A 20029-nucleotide genomic window follows, 5' to 3' on the forward strand; every position below is an offset into this window, starting at 1 on the left:
AAACAACGTGAAAGGATCAAGCGACAAACCATCGAGCATCGGCGCTTGCAACACCGCAAGCTCGCCGCCTAAAACCCAACCCCAGACGAGGCCCGCACTCCGCTAATTTACGCCGCGAGTTGTGCCAAATGTTCTGACGACGGACAGTCGCAGCTGCCGCGCAGGGCAGGCAGCTCCTCGTGGCTGATTCCCGTCGGTGGAAGAACGATCGGTGTGAGCGTGTTCGCACCGAGCACCAGCGTGCCATGCCCGCCGTTAACGTTTTGGGCGACCTCGCAATTAACCACCCTGTGCTATAGTAATTTATATATCTGCGTTTGAGAGGGCGACGGGCGATAATGGGCCGCATTGCGACATTGTTTGGGTTTAACGCACTTGGCCAGGCGGTCAGCGGCGATTCCCACAAACGGGGTGGCTTCATGCTGGGGGATGATCTTCAGCCCGCTTCGGAAGACCGCACAGAATTTCATTTTTTGGGCGAATCTCAGAAGCTTATCGAAAAAAGCCTGGTGGATGTGAATTCCGGGCTCTCATTCTTGCAGTCGCTGACCGGCATCGTGGCTTCCATCGAGAAAGAAGTGGCCGGAGCGTTCGAGCGGCACCGGAAGTTGGCCGTCGACTATTCAGGTTTGAATTATGACTATCAGTTCATAAAAGTAAAATATGACGAAGAATTTACGAAGAATTTAGAAATAAGCACCGACCTAGGACAGAGTCTAGGTCAGGTTAAGGCGCTAACTCAAGAGATTGATGGCCTGCAAGCTGAATTCGATATCTTGATTCAAAGAGAGCAACTGCTCAATATTTCAAAAAAAGAAGCTGAAGACAGTCTATCTGAGAATTTAATTACAATCTCTTCGATGCAGAGTGAGATTGAGAATCTCGAACTGAACAACAAGTCGCTCCTGTTTCAGGTCGAATCTGACGCCAATCGCATTCTCGAATTGTCGTCCAGCCTGTTGGAGGCAACTCAGACTGCGGTGTTGCTGGCAAAGCGCTGTGAGAATTTCGAAGACGTTATCAGCAGCAACACGGAAGCTCTTTCGTTGGCGCGTGATTTAAACGAGAAGCTATCGCGCGATAATGAAGAGTTTACGCAAAAGTTGCTAAAGAGAGAGCAGGAAGTTGCGCAATTGCGAAGCGACTTGACGCAGCGATTTGAAAAAAATCAGCACGACTCCAAGCTCAAAGACCGCGAGCTGCACGAGTACCGCAATACGATTGATTCACTCAATTCGCGGGTGCAGATGTTTGAGCAGGTGAATGCAAGCGTAAGAGCCGAGAATGAAAAAATTCTCGCTGAATTGATCAGCCAGAAAGAGGCCAACAAGCAATTGGAGATCACTGCCGGTACGCTTGACCGTAAGCTTTCCCGTTTGAACGCGAACCTCGATTCCGTGAGAACGGCCAAGGCGCAGGTCGAGCAATCAAGAACGGCGGTAACCAGCCGGCTTGAGAACACCCTCCAGGCTCTGCGCGGTCGTGAAATAGATGTGAAGCGTCTCGAAAATGAATTGGCTCAGCAATCGGCCGATTTAAATGACCAGAATGCCTCGCAGGATGAAAAGCTGCTGCAGGCAAATTCCCAGATCCACGAATTGAGGCGGATGCTGGTATTGAAGCAGGATCAAATCAATTTCATGGAATCGAATCTGTGACAGTGCCGACATGTTTAATTTGGAAGAACTGCGAAATTACTTGAAATCTCTTGGCTCATTTTTTGGAGTTTCCGAGGATAGAAACTCAAGGCGGGTTTCATTCATCCAAAGCGATGTTGTCATAAATGGGTCGGTGTCTTCTGAGTGTGCACGGCGGTGACAAACCAGGCCATTGGATCGTCGGCAGAGTGCCGATGAGGGCGGTGTAAAACCCGGCCATTGGTTAGGCTGGTCCTTTTGGGGGCGGCCGGGGATGTTTGGCGTGGACAACTATGCCGCGGTACGGCGTTTCGTTTTTGTCGAGGGCCACAGCCGGCGTGAGGCGGCGCGGGTTTTCGGGTTGAGCCGGGAGACGGTGCTGAAGATGTGCCGGTTCTCGTTGCCGCCGGGCTACACGCGGACGGCGCCGGTGGCGAAGCCCAAGCTGGGCACGCTGCTACCGGTGATCGTTACGATCCTGGAGGCAGACCGGACTGGGCCGGTGAAGCAGCGGCACACGGCGAAGCGGATATTCGAGCGGCTGCGCGACGAGCATGACTTCAGCGGCGGCTACACGGTGGTGAAGGACTATGTCCGCATCTGCCGGGCGCGCGGCCGCGAGACATTCGTGCCGCTGGCGCACCCACCCGGGCATGGCCAAGTGGATTTTGGCGAGGCGGTCGCGGTGATCGGGGGCGTCCGGCAGAAGATCCACTTCTTCTGCATGGACCTGCCGCAATCGGACGCGTGCTTTGTAAAGGCGTATCCGCGCGAGACAACCGAGGCGTTCCTCGACGGCCATGTGTCGGCGTTCGCGTTCTTCGGCGGCGTGCCGCTGTCGCTGCTCTACGACAACACCACGATCGCGGTCGCCAAGATATGCGGCGACGGCAAACGCGAGCGGACGCGGGCGTTCACCGAGTTGGTCAGCCATTATCTGTTCGCCGACCGCTTTGGTCGTCCTGGCAAGGGTAACGACAAGGGCAAGGTCGAGGGCCTGGTGAAGTACTCGCGGTTGAACTTCATGGTGCCGATTCCGGAGGCGGCAAGCTTCGATGATCTAAATGCGATGCTGGCGATGCGCTGCCGCGCCCGCCAGACCGAGCACGCCGGCCGTCATGCCGAGACGATCGGCGAACGACTGGTGGCTGACACAGCGGCGCTGCGCACACTGCCGGCAGTGCCGCTGGAGCCCTGCGAGAAGCGCAGCGGCCGCGTATCGTCGACGGCGCTCGTGCGCTATCGCTGCAACGATTACTCGGTCCCGACGCGCTATGGCTTCCAGGAGGTCATGGTAAAAGGCTTCGTCGATGAAGTCGTGATCTTGTGCGCCGGCAAGATCGTGGCCCGGCATCTGCGCTCCTATGCCGAGGGCGCCTTCATCGCCGACCCGCTGCATTACCTGGCGCTGATCGAGATGAAGCCGAATGCGCTCGACCAGGCGGCCGCCCTGCAGAACTGGGACCTGCCGGAGGTGTTCCAGCATCTGCGCCATCTGCTCGAGGCGCGGATGGGGAACAAGGGCAAGCGCGAGTTCATCCAGGTGCTGCGGCTGCTCGAGGCGATGCCAAAGGAGGTTGTCACCTATGCCGTCACCGAGGCCATCCATCTGGGCGCCATCGGCTTTGACGCGGTCAAGCTGATCGCGCTGGCGCGCACTGAGCGGCGGCCGGTGCGGCTCGACCTGGCGGCGTATCCGCATCTGCCAAGGCTTACGGTGCAGACGACGCGCGCTGCGGATTATGCGGCGCTGGTGCCGGGGATAGCGGCATGACCGGCAAGACGGCACCCGACACGCTGCCTGCGGGCACGACAAGCGGCACCCCGCAGGTACTGCTGGCCCATCACCTCAAGCAACTGAAGCTGCCGACGGTGTTGCGCGAATACGACAAGGTCGCGCGCGAATGCGCCCGCGATGGCGTCGATCATCCGCGTTATCTGCTGCGGCTGATCGAGCTCGAACTGATCGACCGCGAACGCCGGACGGTGGAGCGACGCATCCGCGCCGCGCGGTTCCCGGCCACGAAGAGCTTCGACACCTTCGACTTAGCCGCCATCCCCGGGCTCAACAAGATGCTCGTCCTTGAGCTGGCCCGCTGCGAATATATCCTGCGCCGCGAGAACATCATTGCGCTGGGCAACAGCGGCACCGGCAAGACCCACGTCGCCCTCGCTCTCGGCCTGGCTGCCTGCCAGAAGGGGTTTACCGTCGCGTTCACCACCGCCGCCGCGCTGGTCAGCCAGTTGCTGGAAGCCCGCGACGAACGGCGGCTGCTTAAGCTCCAGCGCGACCTGGCATCGGTCAAGCTGCTGATCATCGACGAACTCGGCTACGTCCCGTTGTCACCGACCGGCGCCGAGCTGCTGTTCGAGACCTTCTCCCAGCGCTACGAACGCGGCTCGACGATCGTCACATCGAACCTGCCGTTCGAGGACTGGACCTCGGTGCTGGGCTCCGAACGACTGACTGGCGCGCTGCTGGACCGGCTCACCCACCACGTCAGCATCCTCGCCATGAACGGCGACAGCTATCGTCTCAAGGAATCCACCGGCCGCCGCCGCGCCGCCGCCACCCAAGCCGGAGCGGTCCAAAACCAGGCCACCGCCGTCGACCCCGATACGGGCGAAATTACCCAAGCCTGACCCCCATCGCCGAAGACGCTTTACAAAAAGGCCCCCGATCGGGGGCCTTTTTGTAAACAACCCCGCCGCGCCATGAGTGGCCTGCTTTTACACCGCCACGCTGGCCTGGAATCTGACCGGCGTTGACAGCTTTCGCAGTGAGTCTGTTGCGAGACCATAAGCTGGCAATTACATCGTCCAATGATAGTGACACCTGTCCCAACCGCGCCGCGCCTAACCCTCGCAAACGGGAAATGTGAGCCCGCCGATAGCCTCAAGGCCTGTAAATTGCAGTGCTCTTTCAGAACCCAAGCGAGCGCGGATGGGACGTGGAGTTACTGATGTGGCTAATTGTTAGATAGAGATCCTTTGCGGTCCGACGAGTTTGGCCGCAGGGGAAGCAGGAGCCACGTTTCTGGATCCGCCATGATTCCGGATCACCAAAGCCTCAGCGTCATTACCAATCGAGCGCCGATTTCAAGCACCGAGCGGTTGAGAGCCAGATGGGCCGGTCAAGCGTCGTCCGGCCCGAGGAACTGCCGAGCCCAGAGTCACCGCAGGTCGCGTGGGGCCAATCGGCGCGTCTGGCCGGTCAAGCTTGCCATGCTCCATCAAAGAGCGAATGTCTTCACCGGTCAAAGTCTCATATTCAAGCAACGCCTCTGCCAGCAGATGGAGTTTGTCCTGATTGGTTTTAAGAATGTCTGTTGCACGCGTATGAGCGCCGTCTACTAGCCCGCGAATTTCGCTGTCGATCAACTTGTTGGTCTCGTCAGACATCATGGTGCGGTGCGAACCGCCCATGCCAAGATAGCCTTCCTGCGAATCTTCATACTGCAAGGGTCCAAGCTTGTCGGACATGCCCCACTTGGTCACCATGTTCCGCGCCAGACTGGTAGCGTATTGGATATCCGAAGAAGCGCCGGATGATACTTTATCGTAGCCAAAAATAAGCTCTTCAGCGACTCGACCGCCCATGCTGACAGAGAGATTCGCATGCATCTTGTCACGGTGATACGAATAGCTGTCACGTTCGGGCAGCCTCATGACCATGCCCAGCGCCCGACCGCGCGGTATGATCGTGGCCTTGTGGATGGGATCAGAGGCGGGTTCATTGACAGAGACAATTGCGTGACCAGCCTCGTGATAGGCGGTCATTTTTTTCTCATCCTCGGTCATCACCATCGAACGGCGTTCCGCTCCCATCATGACCTTGTCTTTGGCGTCTTCGAACTCCTGCATAGCCACAAGACGTTTGTTTCGCTTGGCAGCCAGCAGCGCCGCTTCGTTGACCAAATTGGCTAGGTCCGCACCTGAAAAGCCCGGCGTGCCGCGCGCGATGACTCGCGGCTTCACATCAGGAGCAAGCGGAACCTTCTTCATGTGGACGGCTAGGATCTTTTCACGCCCTTCAATGTCAGGGATCGGTACGACCACTTGGCGATCAAAGCGGCCCGGGCGGAGCAAAGCCGGATCGAGCACATCGGGGCGATTGGTTGCAGCGATGATAATGATGCCTTCATTAGCTTCAAATCCGTCCATCTCGACGAGCAGCTGGTTCAAAGTCTGCTCGCGCTCATCGTTCGAATTACCAAGCCCGTTGCCACGATGACGACCGACAGCGTCGATCTCATCGATGAACACGATGCATGGAGCGTTCTTTTTTGCTTGCTCAAACATGTCGCGCACCCGGCTCGCACCCACACCGACGAACATCTCGACAAAATCCGAGCCCGAGATGGTGAAGAACGGCACGCCAGCCTCGCCAGCGATCGCACGTGCGAGAAGGGTTTTGCCGGTGCCAGGGGAACCCACTAACAGCGCACCTTTAGGGATCTGCCCGCCGAGTTTTGAAAAGCGGGTAGGGTCCCGAAGAAATTCTACGATCTCCTCGAGCTCCTCGCGCGCTTCATCGATGCCCGCAACGTCGTTGAAGGTCACCCTGCCTGATCGTTCGGTGAGCAACTTAGCCTTGGATTTGCCAAAGCCCATCGCTCCTGATCCGCCGCCCCTTTGCATTTGCCGCATTGCGAAGAACGCCACGCCGAGGATGAGCAAGAAGGGGAGAGAATTGGCGAGGACGTAAAGCAGCAGATTGCCCTCTTCTTTCGCCTTGCCCGCGTATCTAACCCCATTGTCCTGAAGCAGCTTGGCCAACTCGGTGTCTCCGGGAACCGGAATCGTTGCAAACGCCTGATCGCTCTTCAGCATGCCGGTAATGCGATCTTGCCCAACCTGCACCTCGCGAACCTTTCCGGCGGCGACGCTGGAGCGAAAATCGGAATAAGGGATCAGTGTGCCTGAGGCATCAGGGCGCGCATTGAATAAGGAAACAACGAGAAGCAAAGCCAAGAAGATGCCGCCCCAAATGAGCAGGGTTTTAATCCAGGGATTGCTCGGCTGCTGGTCGTCGTTCATGGCAGGGCTTTCGGTCGTTAAGCTGAGGTTTCGCCTCGGTCTGATGCCAATGTAGGGCGCAGAAACTAAATCGCAATATAACCGAACGTGTGAAAATCACGGCGACACCAGCCCTTTGAGGCTTAATTCAACGGAAACGGGGTTTGCCCCACGTGCCATGCCGAACGGTGCGGTCAGCTAAGCGCCAAGGCTGACCAACACTGTCCTACCTCGCAGGTTCAAGCCTTGTGTTCAGCACCCAGCCGACGTTGTCGTTTTCATCAGCCACTTCCCACCAAATGCCCTCTTTGTTGCCGGTCGGATATACCGTCGAGCCCGGAGTCAATGCGCGAACAACCCGGCCTGCAGCCGCTGGCGTTTTGCGCATAGTGACCGGGCCCAACGCAACATAGCTTTTCGTTGGCGCCGCTTCTGCCGTCCCAGCGCTTCCTTCCTCAATACCGCCAAGGTCGGCAACCAATTTGCTGTAGGCATCAATGAAGGCAAGTGTCACGATACGCCCAATATCAGTATTGTCATAGCCGCCACCGACAGCACCGACACCAACACCTCCAAAGAAGCCGCCACCGGCACCAAAGCTAACGTCGTTTTTCGCGGCATACCCCTCTACGGTAGCAATCGTCTCGGTTGTGCGCACGTTAGTTACTGAAAGAACGGTGTTCGCCTCGAGCTTGCGACTTCGAATCCCACCAAGCAAGCCTCCGATCGGTCCGCCGACTATCCCGCCGATGGCACCTCCGGCACCGCTACCCTGAGCATTGCCATTGGAAGCCTGAACCTCGGCGACGAGGACATAGTCGGCAGCCTTGATTTGATTTTGACCCACATTCGAGCGGCGCTGCAAACCCAATGAGCCGCCAATGTCACGCTCGCGTTGCGCGGCGCTCAGACCGCTTCCGCGGTCAACAAGACTGAAGCACCCCGAACGCTGCACGATCACCTTCAACAACTTTTGGGGGGGAGCGAGGTTGAATTGGGTCCATCCATATGGATCATCGCCATCCATGATCGAAATCGTACCCAACTTTCGGGCGCAATGAGGCACATCGGTTACCGCCTTACGCTGCAATCTTTCGGCATTGGAGGGTTTTGCTTGCTTGGGCTCGGCGCTGACCGGCGCAGCGAGCATCGCTTGGGCGGCAACAATCAAAACAATCAAGCTTGCAAGTGGCGATCTTTTCACCGTGACTCCAATCAAAAAACGGTCCCACGTCCATGGATACCCATAATCTACTTTCTTGGGCAATAGGCAACCCGAACAGGTCAATAATGAACTCGTCATTTGCATGTCAGTTTGACGACGGACAGCCGCGCAATGCCATGGGTGATCAAGCTGTTAGCGGCGAGGCCGCAAATTTGGCGGCCGAGCTTTGCTGAAAATCCAGACCCGATCGGTGCCATCTCCACGCACGCCGGCGAGAGTCGCGATCTTGCCAAGAGACAGCACATCAAACCAGCGCGCTAGATCAGCGCCGCGCGGCTCAGCTTGGCCATAGCTGACCAAAATCCGTTGCATCACGCGCATGCCGAGTGCGCGGGGAATGGTGCCGGGCTCCCATAGCAGAGCATCGCGATCGCTAAATACTTCGGCAAAAGCCCGATTAGCGGCCCAATCAAGCGCAACATCTGCGTCAGCAAGGTGTGAAGTGCTCCTCACTATCGCGGAAACATCAAGCCAATCCAACTCAGCCATCGCGGCCCGCATCCGCGCCCTTTCAAATCGGGGGTCTCCGTTAGACGGGTCGAGGGCAGGCGCTATCCCCGCTGCGGTGACAATCTCGCCTAACTCGAAACGCCGCCACTTAAGCAAAGGGCGCAGGAGCGGGAAATCGGGGCGATTTGGCACTGTTGAAACCGGGCGCATCGAAGCAAGGCCCCGTACCCCGGCGCCGCGCATCAATCGCATCAGCAATGTCTCGGCTTGGTCGTCTGCATGATGCGCAGTGACCAGCGCTCCTAGTCTTTTGGCACTTAGCCAATCACCAAGCGCCGCATAGCGGGCGTCGCGCGCGCGCTCCTGAACCGCAGAACCCGCACTCAACCCAAGCTCTATTAAACTATGTGGAATGCCGATGCGCGAACAGATTGTCCCCACGATGGCGGCGTCGATTGCACTTTGAGCGCGCAGACCGTGATCAACAGTCGCCACGGCGAAGCGCCCTGGCAAAGCAGCCTGCGCCAGCAGCAACAAGGCGAGGCTATCCGGGCCACCTGAGACCGCGAGACCTACCGACCTTTCGTTAGGCCATATTGCCGACCAATCAGCAGCGAAGCGGGCGCTATCAATTGCAGGTCACCGCTTTGCTGGCGGCTTCAAATTGGGTTTTTAGTCTGCCAATCGCGTCAAGGGGATAAACCTGCTTAAACTCTCCAAGAGCCACACAAGCGCGCTTGGTCTCTTTCAGCCTTGTCATCGCCACTCCGAGGTAAAGGAGGCTGTCGGCGGCGCGTTCGCCTTTGGGATTGGCTTGATAATTTTGAACGAAGTAAGGCGCGGCCGTTCCCGGCTTGCCGTCATCAAGGTAAGCGCGCCCGAGCAAATTGCGGGCATAACTGATCCGCTTGTGCTTTGGAAACTGCTGTATGAGACGGATCAATTGCTGCTGCGCCTCTGGAAAAAACTTGGCTTCCCATAGACGGTAACCGTAACCGTATTCATCCTCACCTTTATCATCACTAGCGGGCTTTTCTATCGCACGAACAGCAGCCACTCGATCAGGCGAGGGCTGCAATTGGGTGGATGCGGCCGGCTTTGTTAGAGTCATCGCCGGAACCGGTCCTGTGGGCACAAGTTTTACCGGGGCTGATGATGTACTTGCACTCGGCCCCACGGTAGAAGCAGATCGCAAACTCGATTCAAGCGCCGTGATACGCCCGCCCAGCTTGGTCAGTTGATTCTGCAACTCCTCGTTCGCGGCTGTCATACGCTGCAACTGCGCCTCAACGGTTTCCATTCGAGCCAGGAGGTCACTGACTGCCGTGTCGGCAGGTCGCTGCGCCGCGGCAGTCGTAGCGTTTGACGGGGCGATTTCAGGACCAAAACTTTTGCCAGCACCATCGGGAAAAACCTGGCGCTGCACTGCTCGCAACTCTGTCTCCAGCCGGCGCATCCTTGCTTCCGGGCTTTCAGCGGTTTGGGCCTGCGCGGAGTTGGGCATACAGGTCAGCAACATTGGGCACGCCGATGTTAGGGCAAGTTGAAGCACCAGCCGAGTCGAGCCAAGGCTAACCTTATGAATCATCATCGCTCCTTTACCGTATCTGGTCCATTGCTTGTCCGGTGCGCGATCACCTGTTTTGGCCGAACGCATCGCCGCCAGATTGATCGTTTATCAACGCGAATGATTGCCGCAGGCGACATGACAAGTCGAGATGGCACTAATTCGAAGCGGTGGATGACGATTCTGAAATTACCGGTGTGCGCGCTTCCTCAAATGAGGATGACTCAGAGGGTAAGGCTGCCCGAGGCCGAGGACGGGATGTCCGCGCGGCACGAGGATACGGCGCTGTGGGTGTGGAAGTCGAGGCAGCCGTTGGTCTCAAATCCAATGATCCCAAGCGCGTCCGCAACGATGCAGCATCGATCGGAACATCTTTCATGATCTTCTGTTCGGTAGCCAATCGGGGAACAGGTTGTCCGCCAATCGTGATCGCTAGCGCGTCGGGCCTGCCGGTCCAGAGCTTCGGGCCTCGCGCCAACTCCGGCAAAGTATAACTCTCCCCTTGCGCAAGCTGCTTTTGCAGGAGCTGCGTGCCCGTGCTGTCATAAAACTTGACCCATACTCCTGATTCAAGCGCAGTAAAAACCACGGGTTCAAAGGGCGCCGTCCCAGAGGGTGCCGACGGAGTGGGTTGTGCTGCTGCAAGAGGCGCTACTGGCCGCTGATCTTCGAGACTTACCAAGGCGGGCAGCTCGGCTGATGGCCAATAATAGCCCTGCCAGAAGACCAGCCCCATCGCCGCAATGCCAAAAACCAGCGCCAGCGCCAGCCAAGTCACAAGCCGGGAAGGTGTCTTGGCAGGATCACCAACCTCAAATTGCTGGAATACCCGCGGTTCAGCGCGCGGTGTTGCCGTTTCGAGTTCGCGACGCACGGCATCGGCAATCTCGCTTTCGTCAAGGCCGACAACCCGCGCATAGCCGCGCGCGAAGCCCAACGCATACGGTCGCCCCGGAAGGCTGGCATAGTCTCCGGCCTCAATCGCTTCGACATACCGAAACGTAATGCGCGTTCGGGCCGCTATTTCGCGAAGCGACAGCCCCAATGCCTCGCGCGCCGCCCGCAGCCGGATAGGCACGGGTGCATTGGCGGCGTATGATAATGCCGCGTCATCCCTTGCGACTGGTGTGGCCGCAAGATCGCTTGCTGCGATTTCATGCCCGTCGGCAGGGCCAGCGGCCTTTGGTTCGTCGCTCATGTCTTATTGTTGCAACCCTTGGAAAGCGCGAGAACCCCAGACGAGGGGAGCGTTGCAAACACGCGAAAGTCAACGACTTTCGGGTCAATGCGAGCCTCACACGCGATAACCGATCAAGCAGACGAAAACTACTTAATCAATCGGATTCGATGTCATGTTCTGCGGCCCAAACTGCCAAAGTAGCACGCATATCGTGTGGCGGGTCAGCCAGCCAGCCAGCCATGGCAGCCCGAATCGCGACAAGATCAACTTTTCTTACAAGCTCCTTGATTGGCCCGATTGCCGCCGGTGTTATCGAAAGCCTGGTTATGCCGAGCCCCAATAGCGCAAGCGCCTCGAGTCTGCGCCCGCCCATTTCTCCGCAAACGGTTATGTCGGTACCAAACGGGCGAACAGCTTCAACCGCGCGCCGCAGAAATCGGAGGATGGCAGGCGAAAGCCAGTCATAACGTTCAGCAAGTTTCGGATTAGACCTATCCGCTGCGAATAGGAACTGGGTGAGATCGTTGGTACCAATCGAAAGAAACGAAAGCCGCGGTGCCAAAATATCGAGACACTCGGCTAGCGCTGGTACTTCCAGCATCGCGCCGTAGCGGATTGCTTCGGGAAGAAGCCTTTTTCGCAGTCTTAGGAAGGTCAATTGCCTTTCAAATACAGCTTTTGCGGCGTCAAACTCCCAAGGCTCCGTAACCATCGGGAACATCACGTTTAGAGTGCGTCCTCCCGCCGCTTCAATCAGAGCGCGCGCTTGAACCTTGAGCAACCCGTCGCGCTCAAGCGCAACCCGCAGGGCACGCCACCCCATCGCGGGGTTTTCTTCCGCCTCACCCTCATTGTGCCTCAGATAAGGAAGGACCTTATCGCCGCCGATATCCACCGTGCGGAACACCACGGGCCGATCACCTGCTGCTTCGAGCACGTCGCGATATAGCCGTGTCTGTCGCTCACGCGCTGGCAGAGTGGCCGAAACAAGGAACTGGAATTCGGTACGAAAGAGACCGATTCCATCAGCACCGGCAAGACTAAGCATCGGCAGGTCGTCACGCAGGCCAGCATTCATGAGGACCGCAATTCGCTGACCGTCACGAGAGATCGGCTCAACATCGCGCATTGCGGTGTAGTGCGCTTGACGCTCGCGGTTTTTGGCAAAACGCGCTTCGAATGCTTCGATCAAGCTGGGAGCGGGGCGCACATCCACCACACCTTGATCGCCATCGATCAGCAACTGGTCGCCTTCGCGCACCCGCCCGCGCAACGCGCGCATACGGCCAATCACAGGCACTCCCATAGCTCGCGCTACAATTACGACGTGAGCGGTGAGCGAGCCTTCTTCAAGGATTACACCTTTGAGCCGACGCCGATCGTACTCGAGCAGCTCCGCTGGACCAAGATTGCGCGCGATCAGAATGGCATCACCCTTCAAACCCGACGTCGCTGCGGTGCCCAGTTGGCCCGAAACAATCCGCAGCAGCCGGTTTGATAGATCCTCAAGATCGTGCATCCGATCCGCCAGAAGCGGATCGTCAATCTGCCTCATGCGCATCCGAGTGCGCTGCTGCACGCGCTCAATCGCTGCTTCCGCAGTCAGGCCAGAATCAATTGCTTCGTTGATCCGCCTACTCCAGCCTTCGTCATAAGCAAACATTCGATAGGTCTGCAGCACTTCCTCGTGCTCACCCCCCGAACCGAACTCAGCTTGACTGGCCATACGGTCGATCTGCTCGCGCATCTTGTCAAAGGCGAGATAAACACGCTGGCGTTCCGCTTCGGTATCTTCTGCAACGACGTGTTCAATAGTGATACGCGGTTGGTGAAAGACGGCTACTCCGCTAGCGAGCCCCTTTACCAGTGTCAGCCCTGTAATGCGGGCATGGCCGGTCATTTGGGGGCCGCCGCCAAGGGCGTCTTCTGCGTCGATCAGTTCAGCGTTAGCAATAAGTTCAGAAAGCACCATCGCGACCGTTTGCAGCGCCTCGATCTCCACTTCATCATAGCGCCGAGGTTCCGCATGTTGAACACATAGCACGCCGACAGATCGGGCCCGCCGAACGATCGGAACGCCCGCAAAAGAATGAAACCGCTCCTCGCCGGTTTCAGGGAAAAAAGCGAAATCGGGATGTGCTGCGGCCTCAGCCAGATTAAGCGTCTCAACATTGGCGGCTATGGTCCCGACCAGGCCCTCTCCCACCGCCATGCGGGTAACATGGACCGCAGTTTGATTAAGGCCGCGGGTGGCAAACAATTCCAGCATGCCTTCACGGAGAAGGTAAATCGAGCAGACTTCACTATCAAGCTTGGCCCCGATCACATCAACAATCTGATTGAGCTTGGCTTGTGCTCCGGCGCGAGAAGCCATCACCTCATGGAGTGAGGTCAGGATCGCGCGGGCAGCGGCAACAGCGGTAATCATACCAAAGGGACTAGCGCACAGCGTTTGCTTTGCAAACTTTACCGAACCGAACCGTCTTGAAAATTCGTAATCTGCCAGAATGCAACGCAGGGGCGGCTTCCTTTGTACCACCCCTGCTTTGTGATCTCCCGCCCATCCGACCATCGAACGGAGCGCTGCTGCGAGTCGCGATCGTGCGCGGCATTGAACACCAGCGGATCAGTGGCTCCGGGCCAACTCTTCCTTGATTCGGAGTTTTCGCTTTTTAAGATCCATGAGCAGGGCGGCGTCCGGGATCGGCCTAGAAAGCTCTTCGGCGATCTTCTGTTCAAGTCCCGCGTGCTTGGTTTGCAGCGAGTTGGCGTGCGAAACATCCATTCGTTTGCCTCCTTCAGGGATTTTCCCCTGTTACGCTCCGGCGGCAGGATGTCCGCAGGAGGAAAGTGCGTGCCACCCGGTTGTCTTGGGCTTGCGCATCGTCATGCTGTCACATTCAGCGAACGTTGCAAGTGCATCTGCGCCAGAGCGCCGCCGATGCGGGTTTGAACCTATCCTCGCGGCCAACCATGTTTTAGGGTATGGTGCCCAGATAAGGTTCACTTGCCCTTGGGAGTGTCGGGGTTGACAGAAGACGAGATGCGCAAGCGACTGAAAACGTTGCAGCTGGAACATCGTGATCTTGATGCGGCGATCGAGGCTCTGTCGGGTACAGGTGCCCACGATCAGTTACAGGTGGCACGGCTCAAAAAGCGCAAACTGCTGCTCAAGGACCAAATCGCCATTCTTGAGGACTATCTCATCCCCGACATTATAGCTTGATAAACATTGCGTTGCGATTGCTTTGTTCGGTACCTGAAAGCGCCCTCACGGCCTTTGAAGGCGCGCAGCGATCCGGGAAATGCGTGCCGTTCCGGCACAGTGCAGAATACTATGCAGGCTAATCGCCCACGCCTGTTGAGCCAAGAGCCAAGGACGGCTTAAGCCTGCGCGATGGCCATCATGCCCAGTCTTAACCCGCGCATTATCGAAGCGCTGTATGTCGACGCGCTCAAGTTGGCGAACCAGGTGCGCGCATGCTTTGAGCAACTTCGGCTCGCTACTAGCGCGACAGGACCGCGCGGCGCAAACGACGATCATCAGGCGGAGCTCAAAGAGGATCTTGCAAGAGTCCAACTCAGTTGCGAAGCTTTGCGTGCCACCACCCGGGTAATGCACTGTCTGGCCTGGTTGCTCAATCATCGCGCTTTTTTTGCGGGCGAACTGAGCGAGTTGCAGTTGCGCCGCCACGGCTGATTGATCGCCAACTTCCCAATAAGTGATCCATTGATCGTTGCCGACCTGCCGCTCGAGGCGCAAATCTGCGTCCACGAAAGCGAACGGCTCTACGAGCGGATTCAGCGCCTCGAGCATAATTGGCGCGGCTCGCCATCGCCAAATGTCAGCGCGATCCAACTGCTGCGCGAGAGGCTTGCACTAGAAGCGGCGGGCGCACATTGATTTCCCGCTTCGTCGCATAGCCCCGTTGCGCGCAAGCGCAGGATTCCGCATACTAGCGCAATGGTAGATACTGGAACATCGTCAAGCGCTAACATTCCGGAACAATCGGAATGGAAAACCGGCATGAGCGTCGAACTTGAGCCGCTGGTGCGCCGGGTGCTCGCGCCCAATGCATCACCTTTTACGTTCACCGGAACCCAAACGTATCTGGTCGGCTATGGAGCGGATGTCGCGGTGATTGATCCCGGCCCTGCCGATACAGGTGCCCCGGGCCATGCCGATACGAACGGATCGGGCCATATAGACGCGATCCTTGCGGCAATTGGCAGCCAGCGCGTGGTTGCGATCATGTGCACCCACACCCACCGGGATCATAGCCCCGCCGCCCGGCCGCTCCAAGCAGCTACTGGTGCGCCGATTATCGGCTGCGCTCCGCTTGCACTTGCTGATAATGGGCCGCGCGCCGACAGCGAGTTCGATCCGCTATACGAGCCGATCCGCGTGCTTGCCGATGGCGAGCAACTGTCCGGCGACGGCTGGACCATTGAGGCGGTGCACACACCAGGACACACCAGCAATCACCTGTGCTACGCGTTGGTTGAAAGCGGCGCATTGTTCACCGGTGATCATGTTATGGGCTGGTCGACCAGCGTGGTCTCCCCCCCCGATGGCGACATGGCCGCTTATATGGCGTCGCTGCAGAAGCTCTATGAGCGCCCGCAGGACAAGGTGTATTATCCAGCGCACGGTCCGGCAGTAACCAACCCGCATCAACTTGTCCGCGGAATGATCGGCCATCGTCGACAGCGCGAGGCGCAGATTCTCCGCCTATTAGGCGATGCTCCGCATGCCATCCCGGCGATGGTTGCCGCAATGTATAAAGGACTTGACCCCCGGCTGAACGGCGCGGCCGGGCGTTCGGTGCTGGCGCATCTGGTTGATCTTGAGCGCCAGGGACGCGTGGTTCAATCTCGGGCCTTAACCGACAGTCTCGCGGAGCCGATATGGGCGATGCAAACCTGATCTCACCGCAAGCGGTTCGCAAGCTTGCGGTCCTGCCTTGGCTGCTGTTTATCGGCTCGCTGGCCTTGACCGCATTCCTAGGCTGGCAGTTGACGCACCCTACCTCGATCGGTGATCCGCGAGCGGTAAGCCTAACGGCCTTCGAAAAACAGAACCGCCTCTTGGTGTTCAGCGCGCAACTCGCACCTGTTGTCGCAAGCGACGACACGCGTCTGTTCGGCCTTGTCAAATCGCATCAGGTTGCGGTGATTCCGGCGCGGGTCGATTATACTGTCGAGCTTTCATTGATGAGAGCGGACAGCGTTCGTTGGGATGCGGCTTCAAGCACATTGTCGGTTAGGCTACCTCCGGTTAGAACCAGTCGGCCGAATCTGGATGAGGCGCGGGCGCAGTATTTGCGGGAGGGGGTTTGGATTACCCGCGACGCGCAGGACAAACTGACGCGCGATAACACTCGTCTCGCTGAACGGTTGGCGGTGGAACAAGCGGGCAATCCTGTGCTGATGGACCTTGCCCGCGACGCTGCAACAAACGCGATCCGGCAGAATCTCGAGATACCGCTTAAAGTGGCTGGCTTCGGCAACGTGAAAGTAGACGTATCGTTCGATGGTGCCCCTACCGGGCAATGACCCGCGGGCGCTTGCGACGCACTTACCAAATCCCTAAGTCATAAGCTCGGAACCGGAGCCGTATCTCGGTCCCGACACGAGGACCGAGCATGAACGCATTGACAAAGACCCTCTCCGGCCTGGACTTGCGCACTGAGATCGACCGCCTGCGCAAAGAGCGCAACGCGGTGATCCTTGCGCATTATTACCAGCGTCCGGAGTTGCAGGATCTGGCAGATTTTGTTGGTGACAGCCTTGAGCTTTCCCGGAAAGCTGCGGCAGCCGATGCCGAAGTGATCGCCTTTTGTGGTGTGAAATTTATGGCGGACACGGCCAAGATACTCAGCCCCGAGAAGATCGTCGTGCTCCCCGATATGAACGCGGGATGCAGCCTCGAAGACTCATGCCCTCCTGAAAAATTTAAAGCTTTTCGAGAAGCGCATCCCGACCATATTGCGCTCACCTATATCAATTGCTCAACCGAGGTTAAGGCGCTGTCTGACGTCATCGTCACCTCATCAAGCGCTGAGACAATTCTGGCCCAAATACCGCCAGAGCAGAAAATCATCTTCGGGCCGGACCGCCATCTCGGCGGATATCTCAACCGCAAGTTTGGGCGAGAAATGCTGCTTTGGCCGGGCGTGTGCATTGTCCACGAGGCGTTTTCCGAGACCGAACTGCTCAAGCTGATGGCACAAAATCCGGGAGCGCCCGTTGCCGCACACCCAGAATGCCCGCCGCATATCATTGATCATGCCAATTATGTCGGCTCGACCAGTGGAATTTTGTCGTACGCGAAAAATTTCCAAGGTCAGACGATGATCGTCGCGACAGAACCGCATATCATTCACCAGATGAGTTTGGCGATCCCGGATAAAACCTTCATCGGAGCGCCGGGTGCGGATGGCAACTGCAATTGCAACATCTGTCCGTATATGGCGCTGAATACCATGGAGAAGCTCTATGTATCATTACGCGATCTCGAGCCCCGGATCGAAATCGCAGAACCATTGCGACTTGCGGCCAAAAAAAGCCTCGATGCGATGCTGGCAATGGCCAGCGGGACCGTTGGGCTCGGCGATTTGGGAGCTAGGCCGTTCAAAGCAATGATCTGACCAATCAGATGCTCTAATCCTGCACATCCCGACGGATCGCCATCAGGCAGATCAGCCAGACACCCAGGCATATTGCTTCTACGGTTGCCCAGACTAACCAACTTGAGTTGTTATAGAGCCACACCCCGATGGCTGGCGAGACGATGTAGGCCGAGCCGTTGACTGCCGCGACAATCCCTGCCGACTGGCCTTGCTCGGCTGGGCTAACGGCAAGGCTCGCGCCGGAAGTGAAACCTGGACGGAACAAGCCAAAACCGAGCGAGGCAATCGCAAAGCCGGTCGCAATAGTATGCAGATCGGTGCCCCAACCGATTGCCAGAGTGCCGGCGCAGCACAAGCCCATGCCCCAGATCGTAGACGTGCGCGGACCAAGCCCCATCATTGGGATCAGCCCCCATTGTGCCAGCAAAGTGGCGATAGCGCCGCACATCAGCACCAACCCGATTGGCCCTGCCGCCAAATCTGGCTGATGCCGCAGTCCCAAGCGGTCGAGCAGCAAAAAACCGACGACACCAAGCAAGATCGACTGCGCTTGCCCGCCCAGCGCGCCAACGGCTAGCCATGCACGCATGCGCGGATCGGTCCAGCGCAGTCGGTCTGCGCCATCGTGTAGCGGCTCGGCTTCAGCCAATTCATCAGGTGATCCGTCGGGATATTCTTCGACCATGCGCGGGTTAGACGCGGGGCTGAATGGCTCGGACATGATCTCCCCTCGCCCGGCATAGCGCGGATCATCATTAGGCAAGCGTAGGCGCAGCAGCGCCAGCACAACCAGCGAGGCGAAGGTAAATGCTGCAAAAGGGCCGATCAGCCCAACGCCCGGCAAAATCAACAGCGGCGCAAGCGCCGGGCCAAGCACGGTACCTAACCCAAAGCTAGACGCCACCATTGATAAGGCTTTGGTCCGCTCGGCGCGGCTGGTGCGGCTGGCAACATAAGCCTGCACAGCCGGAGGCGCGGCTGAGCCGAAACCGCCATACAGCGAGCGCGCCGCCGCAAACAGCAATATGGCCGAAAGCCCGCTGATCATGCCGCGCAACCCTGCATATAGCGCAAGCCCGCAAAGCCCAAACGAAATGGCGAATCCGGTCAATCCCAGCGCCATCATTGCCTTGCGCCCCCGCCGGTCCGACCGCCGCGCCCAGAATGGTGCAAGTAGCATCCAAAGTAGAGCTGACCAGCTATAGGCAAGGCTGACCCACACATCGGCTATGCCAAGATGTGTGCCAATTGAGGGCATGACCGACTGCATCGCCGTATTGCCCGCGGCCGTCACCAGCATGACCGCAAACAGCAGCGCCAGCCGCCCCGGTGGCAGTTCGACGATCTGGGGCTTAATCACCACGCGCCGCCTCTCATTCAATCAAACGTCGAGCGCATTTCGCGATCCTGTGCAGATAACTGGCCATACACCGCCGCGAGAATAGCCACAAAGTAAGTGTAACCGATGGCTTGCAGCACCCCGGCGATTGCTTCGCCGATGAGGCGTTGGGGCTCACCAGCCGTAGCCAAGACCAGCACAAAGCCGACAAGCATCATGATCAAGCCATAGACCACCAGGAATACAAACGTCGCCAGCCCGATAAATGTGAGTAACCGCCCTGCATTACCGCGCGTAAGCCGAAAGCTCGCGCGAATGGCTGAAATTGGACTGTGCTCCCGCATATGCGCCATCACAGGCCCCACCAGCATCGTGCGCATAATCGGATAGAGCCCGGCTGCAAATACGATTGCTGCAGCGAAGCGTTCGGCGATACCTTGGGCGAGCACGGCAACGAGAATCATGGCGAATGGCAACACGGCAAGCGCAATCATCAATTGCGCTCCAATGTACGATGGGATGGCCCGAAGGCCTCGCCCGATCGCTTGCCCGATCGTAGGCCGGGCCGTATCGAGCATGGCGACGAGCATCGTCAACATGCCTGCCATCGATACAATTGAAAGCACAACCAGCACCGGAAGCGAACTGGCATAGTACCTCTGCAGCGCCTCCAGCATTTGTCGCTCACTCATCCCGGTGACGAAGACCGGTGCTGGTACAAACACCGCAGCAGCAAGGCTTGGAAGCAGAAAAAAAACGCCCGCGATTGCCAGCAAAACATCGCGGTTAGCCGCGACCATCCCTGCGGCGCTGGCCCAGGCGGCGCTGCTGTCGAGTTTTGTCACGGCTTTAGATCCTTTGCATGGAGAGTGGCTTTAGCAGGGCCAACGGCGTTGCGCACCCCCCAAGCCTTTCTCGCTCTTTTCAGACTTGCCATTGCTTTATGGTGGATCTCGCTTGCAAGTGACACGGGGGCGGGC

At 58.1% G+C, this 20029-nt stretch carries 16 protein-coding genes and 1 pseudogene; 8 read left to right on the plus strand and 9 right to left on the minus strand.

The window, feature by feature from the left end; all coding sequences use genetic code 11:
• Positions 1–338 precede the first annotated feature (338 nt).
• The 3 genes from Q0O40_RS05065 (at position 339) to istB (ending at position 4280) form a co-directional block, all read left to right on the plus strand.
• Positions 339–1658, plus strand: a complete 1320-nt coding sequence (locus Q0O40_RS05065) for a hypothetical protein (protein WP_295527037.1) — start codon at positions 339–341, stop codon at positions 1656–1658.
• A 253-nt stretch (positions 1659–1911) separates the two neighbouring features.
• Positions 1912–3411: an IS21 family transposase gene (gene istA, locus Q0O40_RS05070; protein ID WP_295527039.1), complete on the plus strand. Its 1500-nt coding sequence runs from the start codon at positions 1912–1914 to the stop codon at positions 3409–3411.
• Complete coding sequence (gene istB, locus Q0O40_RS05075; protein WP_295527041.1) at positions 3408–4280, plus strand: IS21-like element helper ATPase IstB; 873 nt, start codon at positions 3408–3410, stop codon at positions 4278–4280. The genes istA and istB overlap by 4 nt, the downstream gene beginning before the upstream one ends.
• Positions 4281–4736: 456 nt before the next feature.
• Here the strand turns inward: istB and ftsH are convergent, their stop codons facing one another.
• The 7 genes from ftsH to Q0O40_RS05110 form a co-directional block, all read right to left on the minus strand.
• Positions 4737–6677, minus strand: coding sequence for an ATP-dependent zinc metalloprotease FtsH (gene ftsH / locus Q0O40_RS05080; protein WP_295527043.1), 1941 nt, complete (start codon positions 6675–6677; stop codon positions 4737–4739).
• 205 nt (positions 6678–6882) lie between these two features.
• Positions 6883–7959: an SH3 domain-containing protein gene (locus Q0O40_RS05085; RefSeq protein ID WP_295527046.1), complete on the minus strand. Its 1077-nt coding sequence runs from the start codon at positions 7957–7959 to the stop codon at positions 6883–6885.
• A gap of 54 nt (positions 7960–8013) precedes the next feature.
• A complete protein-coding gene (gene tilS, locus Q0O40_RS05090; protein WP_295527111.1) occupies positions 8014–8964 on the minus strand; it encodes a tRNA lysidine(34) synthetase TilS in 951 nt (316 codons plus the stop codon).
• The gene (locus Q0O40_RS05095) at positions 8960–9850 is read right to left on the minus strand and encodes a tetratricopeptide repeat protein (protein ID WP_295527050.1); all 891 of its coding nucleotides are present in this window, start codon (positions 9848–9850) and stop codon (positions 8960–8962) included. The genes tilS and Q0O40_RS05095 overlap by 5 nt, the downstream gene beginning before the upstream one ends.
• 205 nt (positions 9851–10055) lie before the next feature.
• Positions 10056–11096: a helix-turn-helix domain-containing protein gene (locus Q0O40_RS05100; protein WP_295527052.1), complete on the minus strand. Its 1041-nt coding sequence runs from the start codon at positions 11094–11096 to the stop codon at positions 10056–10058.
• Positions 11097–11232: 136 nt separating this feature from the next.
• Positions 11233–13506 (minus strand): phosphoenolpyruvate--protein phosphotransferase, encoded by a 2274-nt coding sequence (ptsP, locus tag Q0O40_RS05105; protein ID WP_295527054.1) that lies wholly within the window; start codon positions 13504–13506, stop codon positions 11233–11235.
• 198 nt (positions 13507–13704) lie between these two features.
• Positions 13705–13863 carry a DUF465 domain-containing protein gene (locus Q0O40_RS05110; protein ID WP_295527057.1) on the minus strand — a complete coding sequence of 53 codons (159 nt, stop codon included), beginning with the start codon at positions 13861–13863 and terminating at the stop codon, positions 13705–13707.
• A 243-nt stretch (positions 13864–14106) separates the two neighbouring features.
• On the opposite strand from Q0O40_RS05110, the gene Q0O40_RS05115 reads away from it, so the two are divergent.
• The 5 genes and pseudogenes from Q0O40_RS05115 to nadA all read left to right on the plus strand — a co-directional run bounded on the left by Q0O40_RS05115 (position 14107) and on the right by nadA (position 17728).
• Entirely contained in the window at positions 14107–14304 is a 198-nt protein-coding gene (locus Q0O40_RS05115) for a DUF465 domain-containing protein (RefSeq protein WP_295527060.1), read from the plus strand.
• Between the two features lie 180 nt (positions 14305–14484).
• Positions 14485–14982: pseudogene (locus tag Q0O40_RS05120) on the plus strand (DUF1465 family protein).
• Positions 14983–15105: 123 nt separating this feature from the next.
• Positions 15106–16005 (plus strand): MBL fold metallo-hydrolase, encoded by a 900-nt coding sequence (locus Q0O40_RS05125; RefSeq protein ID WP_295527063.1) that lies wholly within the window; start codon positions 15106–15108, stop codon positions 16003–16005.
• Complete coding sequence (locus tag Q0O40_RS05130; RefSeq protein WP_295527066.1) at positions 15987–16634, plus strand: DUF4230 domain-containing protein; 648 nt, start codon at positions 15987–15989, stop codon at positions 16632–16634. Before Q0O40_RS05125 ends, Q0O40_RS05130 begins: the two co-directional genes overlap by 19 nt.
• An 89-nt stretch (positions 16635–16723) precedes the next feature.
• Positions 16724–17728: a quinolinate synthase NadA gene (gene nadA, locus Q0O40_RS05135; RefSeq protein WP_295527069.1), complete on the plus strand. Its 1005-nt coding sequence runs from the start codon at positions 16724–16726 to the stop codon at positions 17726–17728.
• A gap of 13 nt (positions 17729–17741) precedes the next feature.
• On the opposite strand, the gene Q0O40_RS05140 is transcribed toward nadA, so the two are convergent.
• Together Q0O40_RS05140 and Q0O40_RS05145 are read right to left on the minus strand one after the other, a co-directional pair.
• A complete protein-coding gene (locus tag Q0O40_RS05140; RefSeq protein WP_367183715.1) occupies positions 17742–19070 on the minus strand; it encodes an MFS transporter in 1329 nt (442 codons plus the stop codon).
• A gap of 17 nt (positions 19071–19087) precedes the next feature.
• Positions 19088–19894, minus strand: coding sequence for a hypothetical protein (locus Q0O40_RS05145; protein ID WP_295527070.1), 807 nt, complete (start codon positions 19892–19894; stop codon positions 19088–19090).
• Between the last annotated feature and the right edge of the window lie 135 nt (positions 19895–20029).

The sequence above is a fragment of the Novosphingobium sp. Chol11 genome, assembly GCF_945870625.1.
GTDB lineage: Bacteria > Pseudomonadota > Alphaproteobacteria > Sphingomonadales > Sphingomonadaceae > Novosphingobium.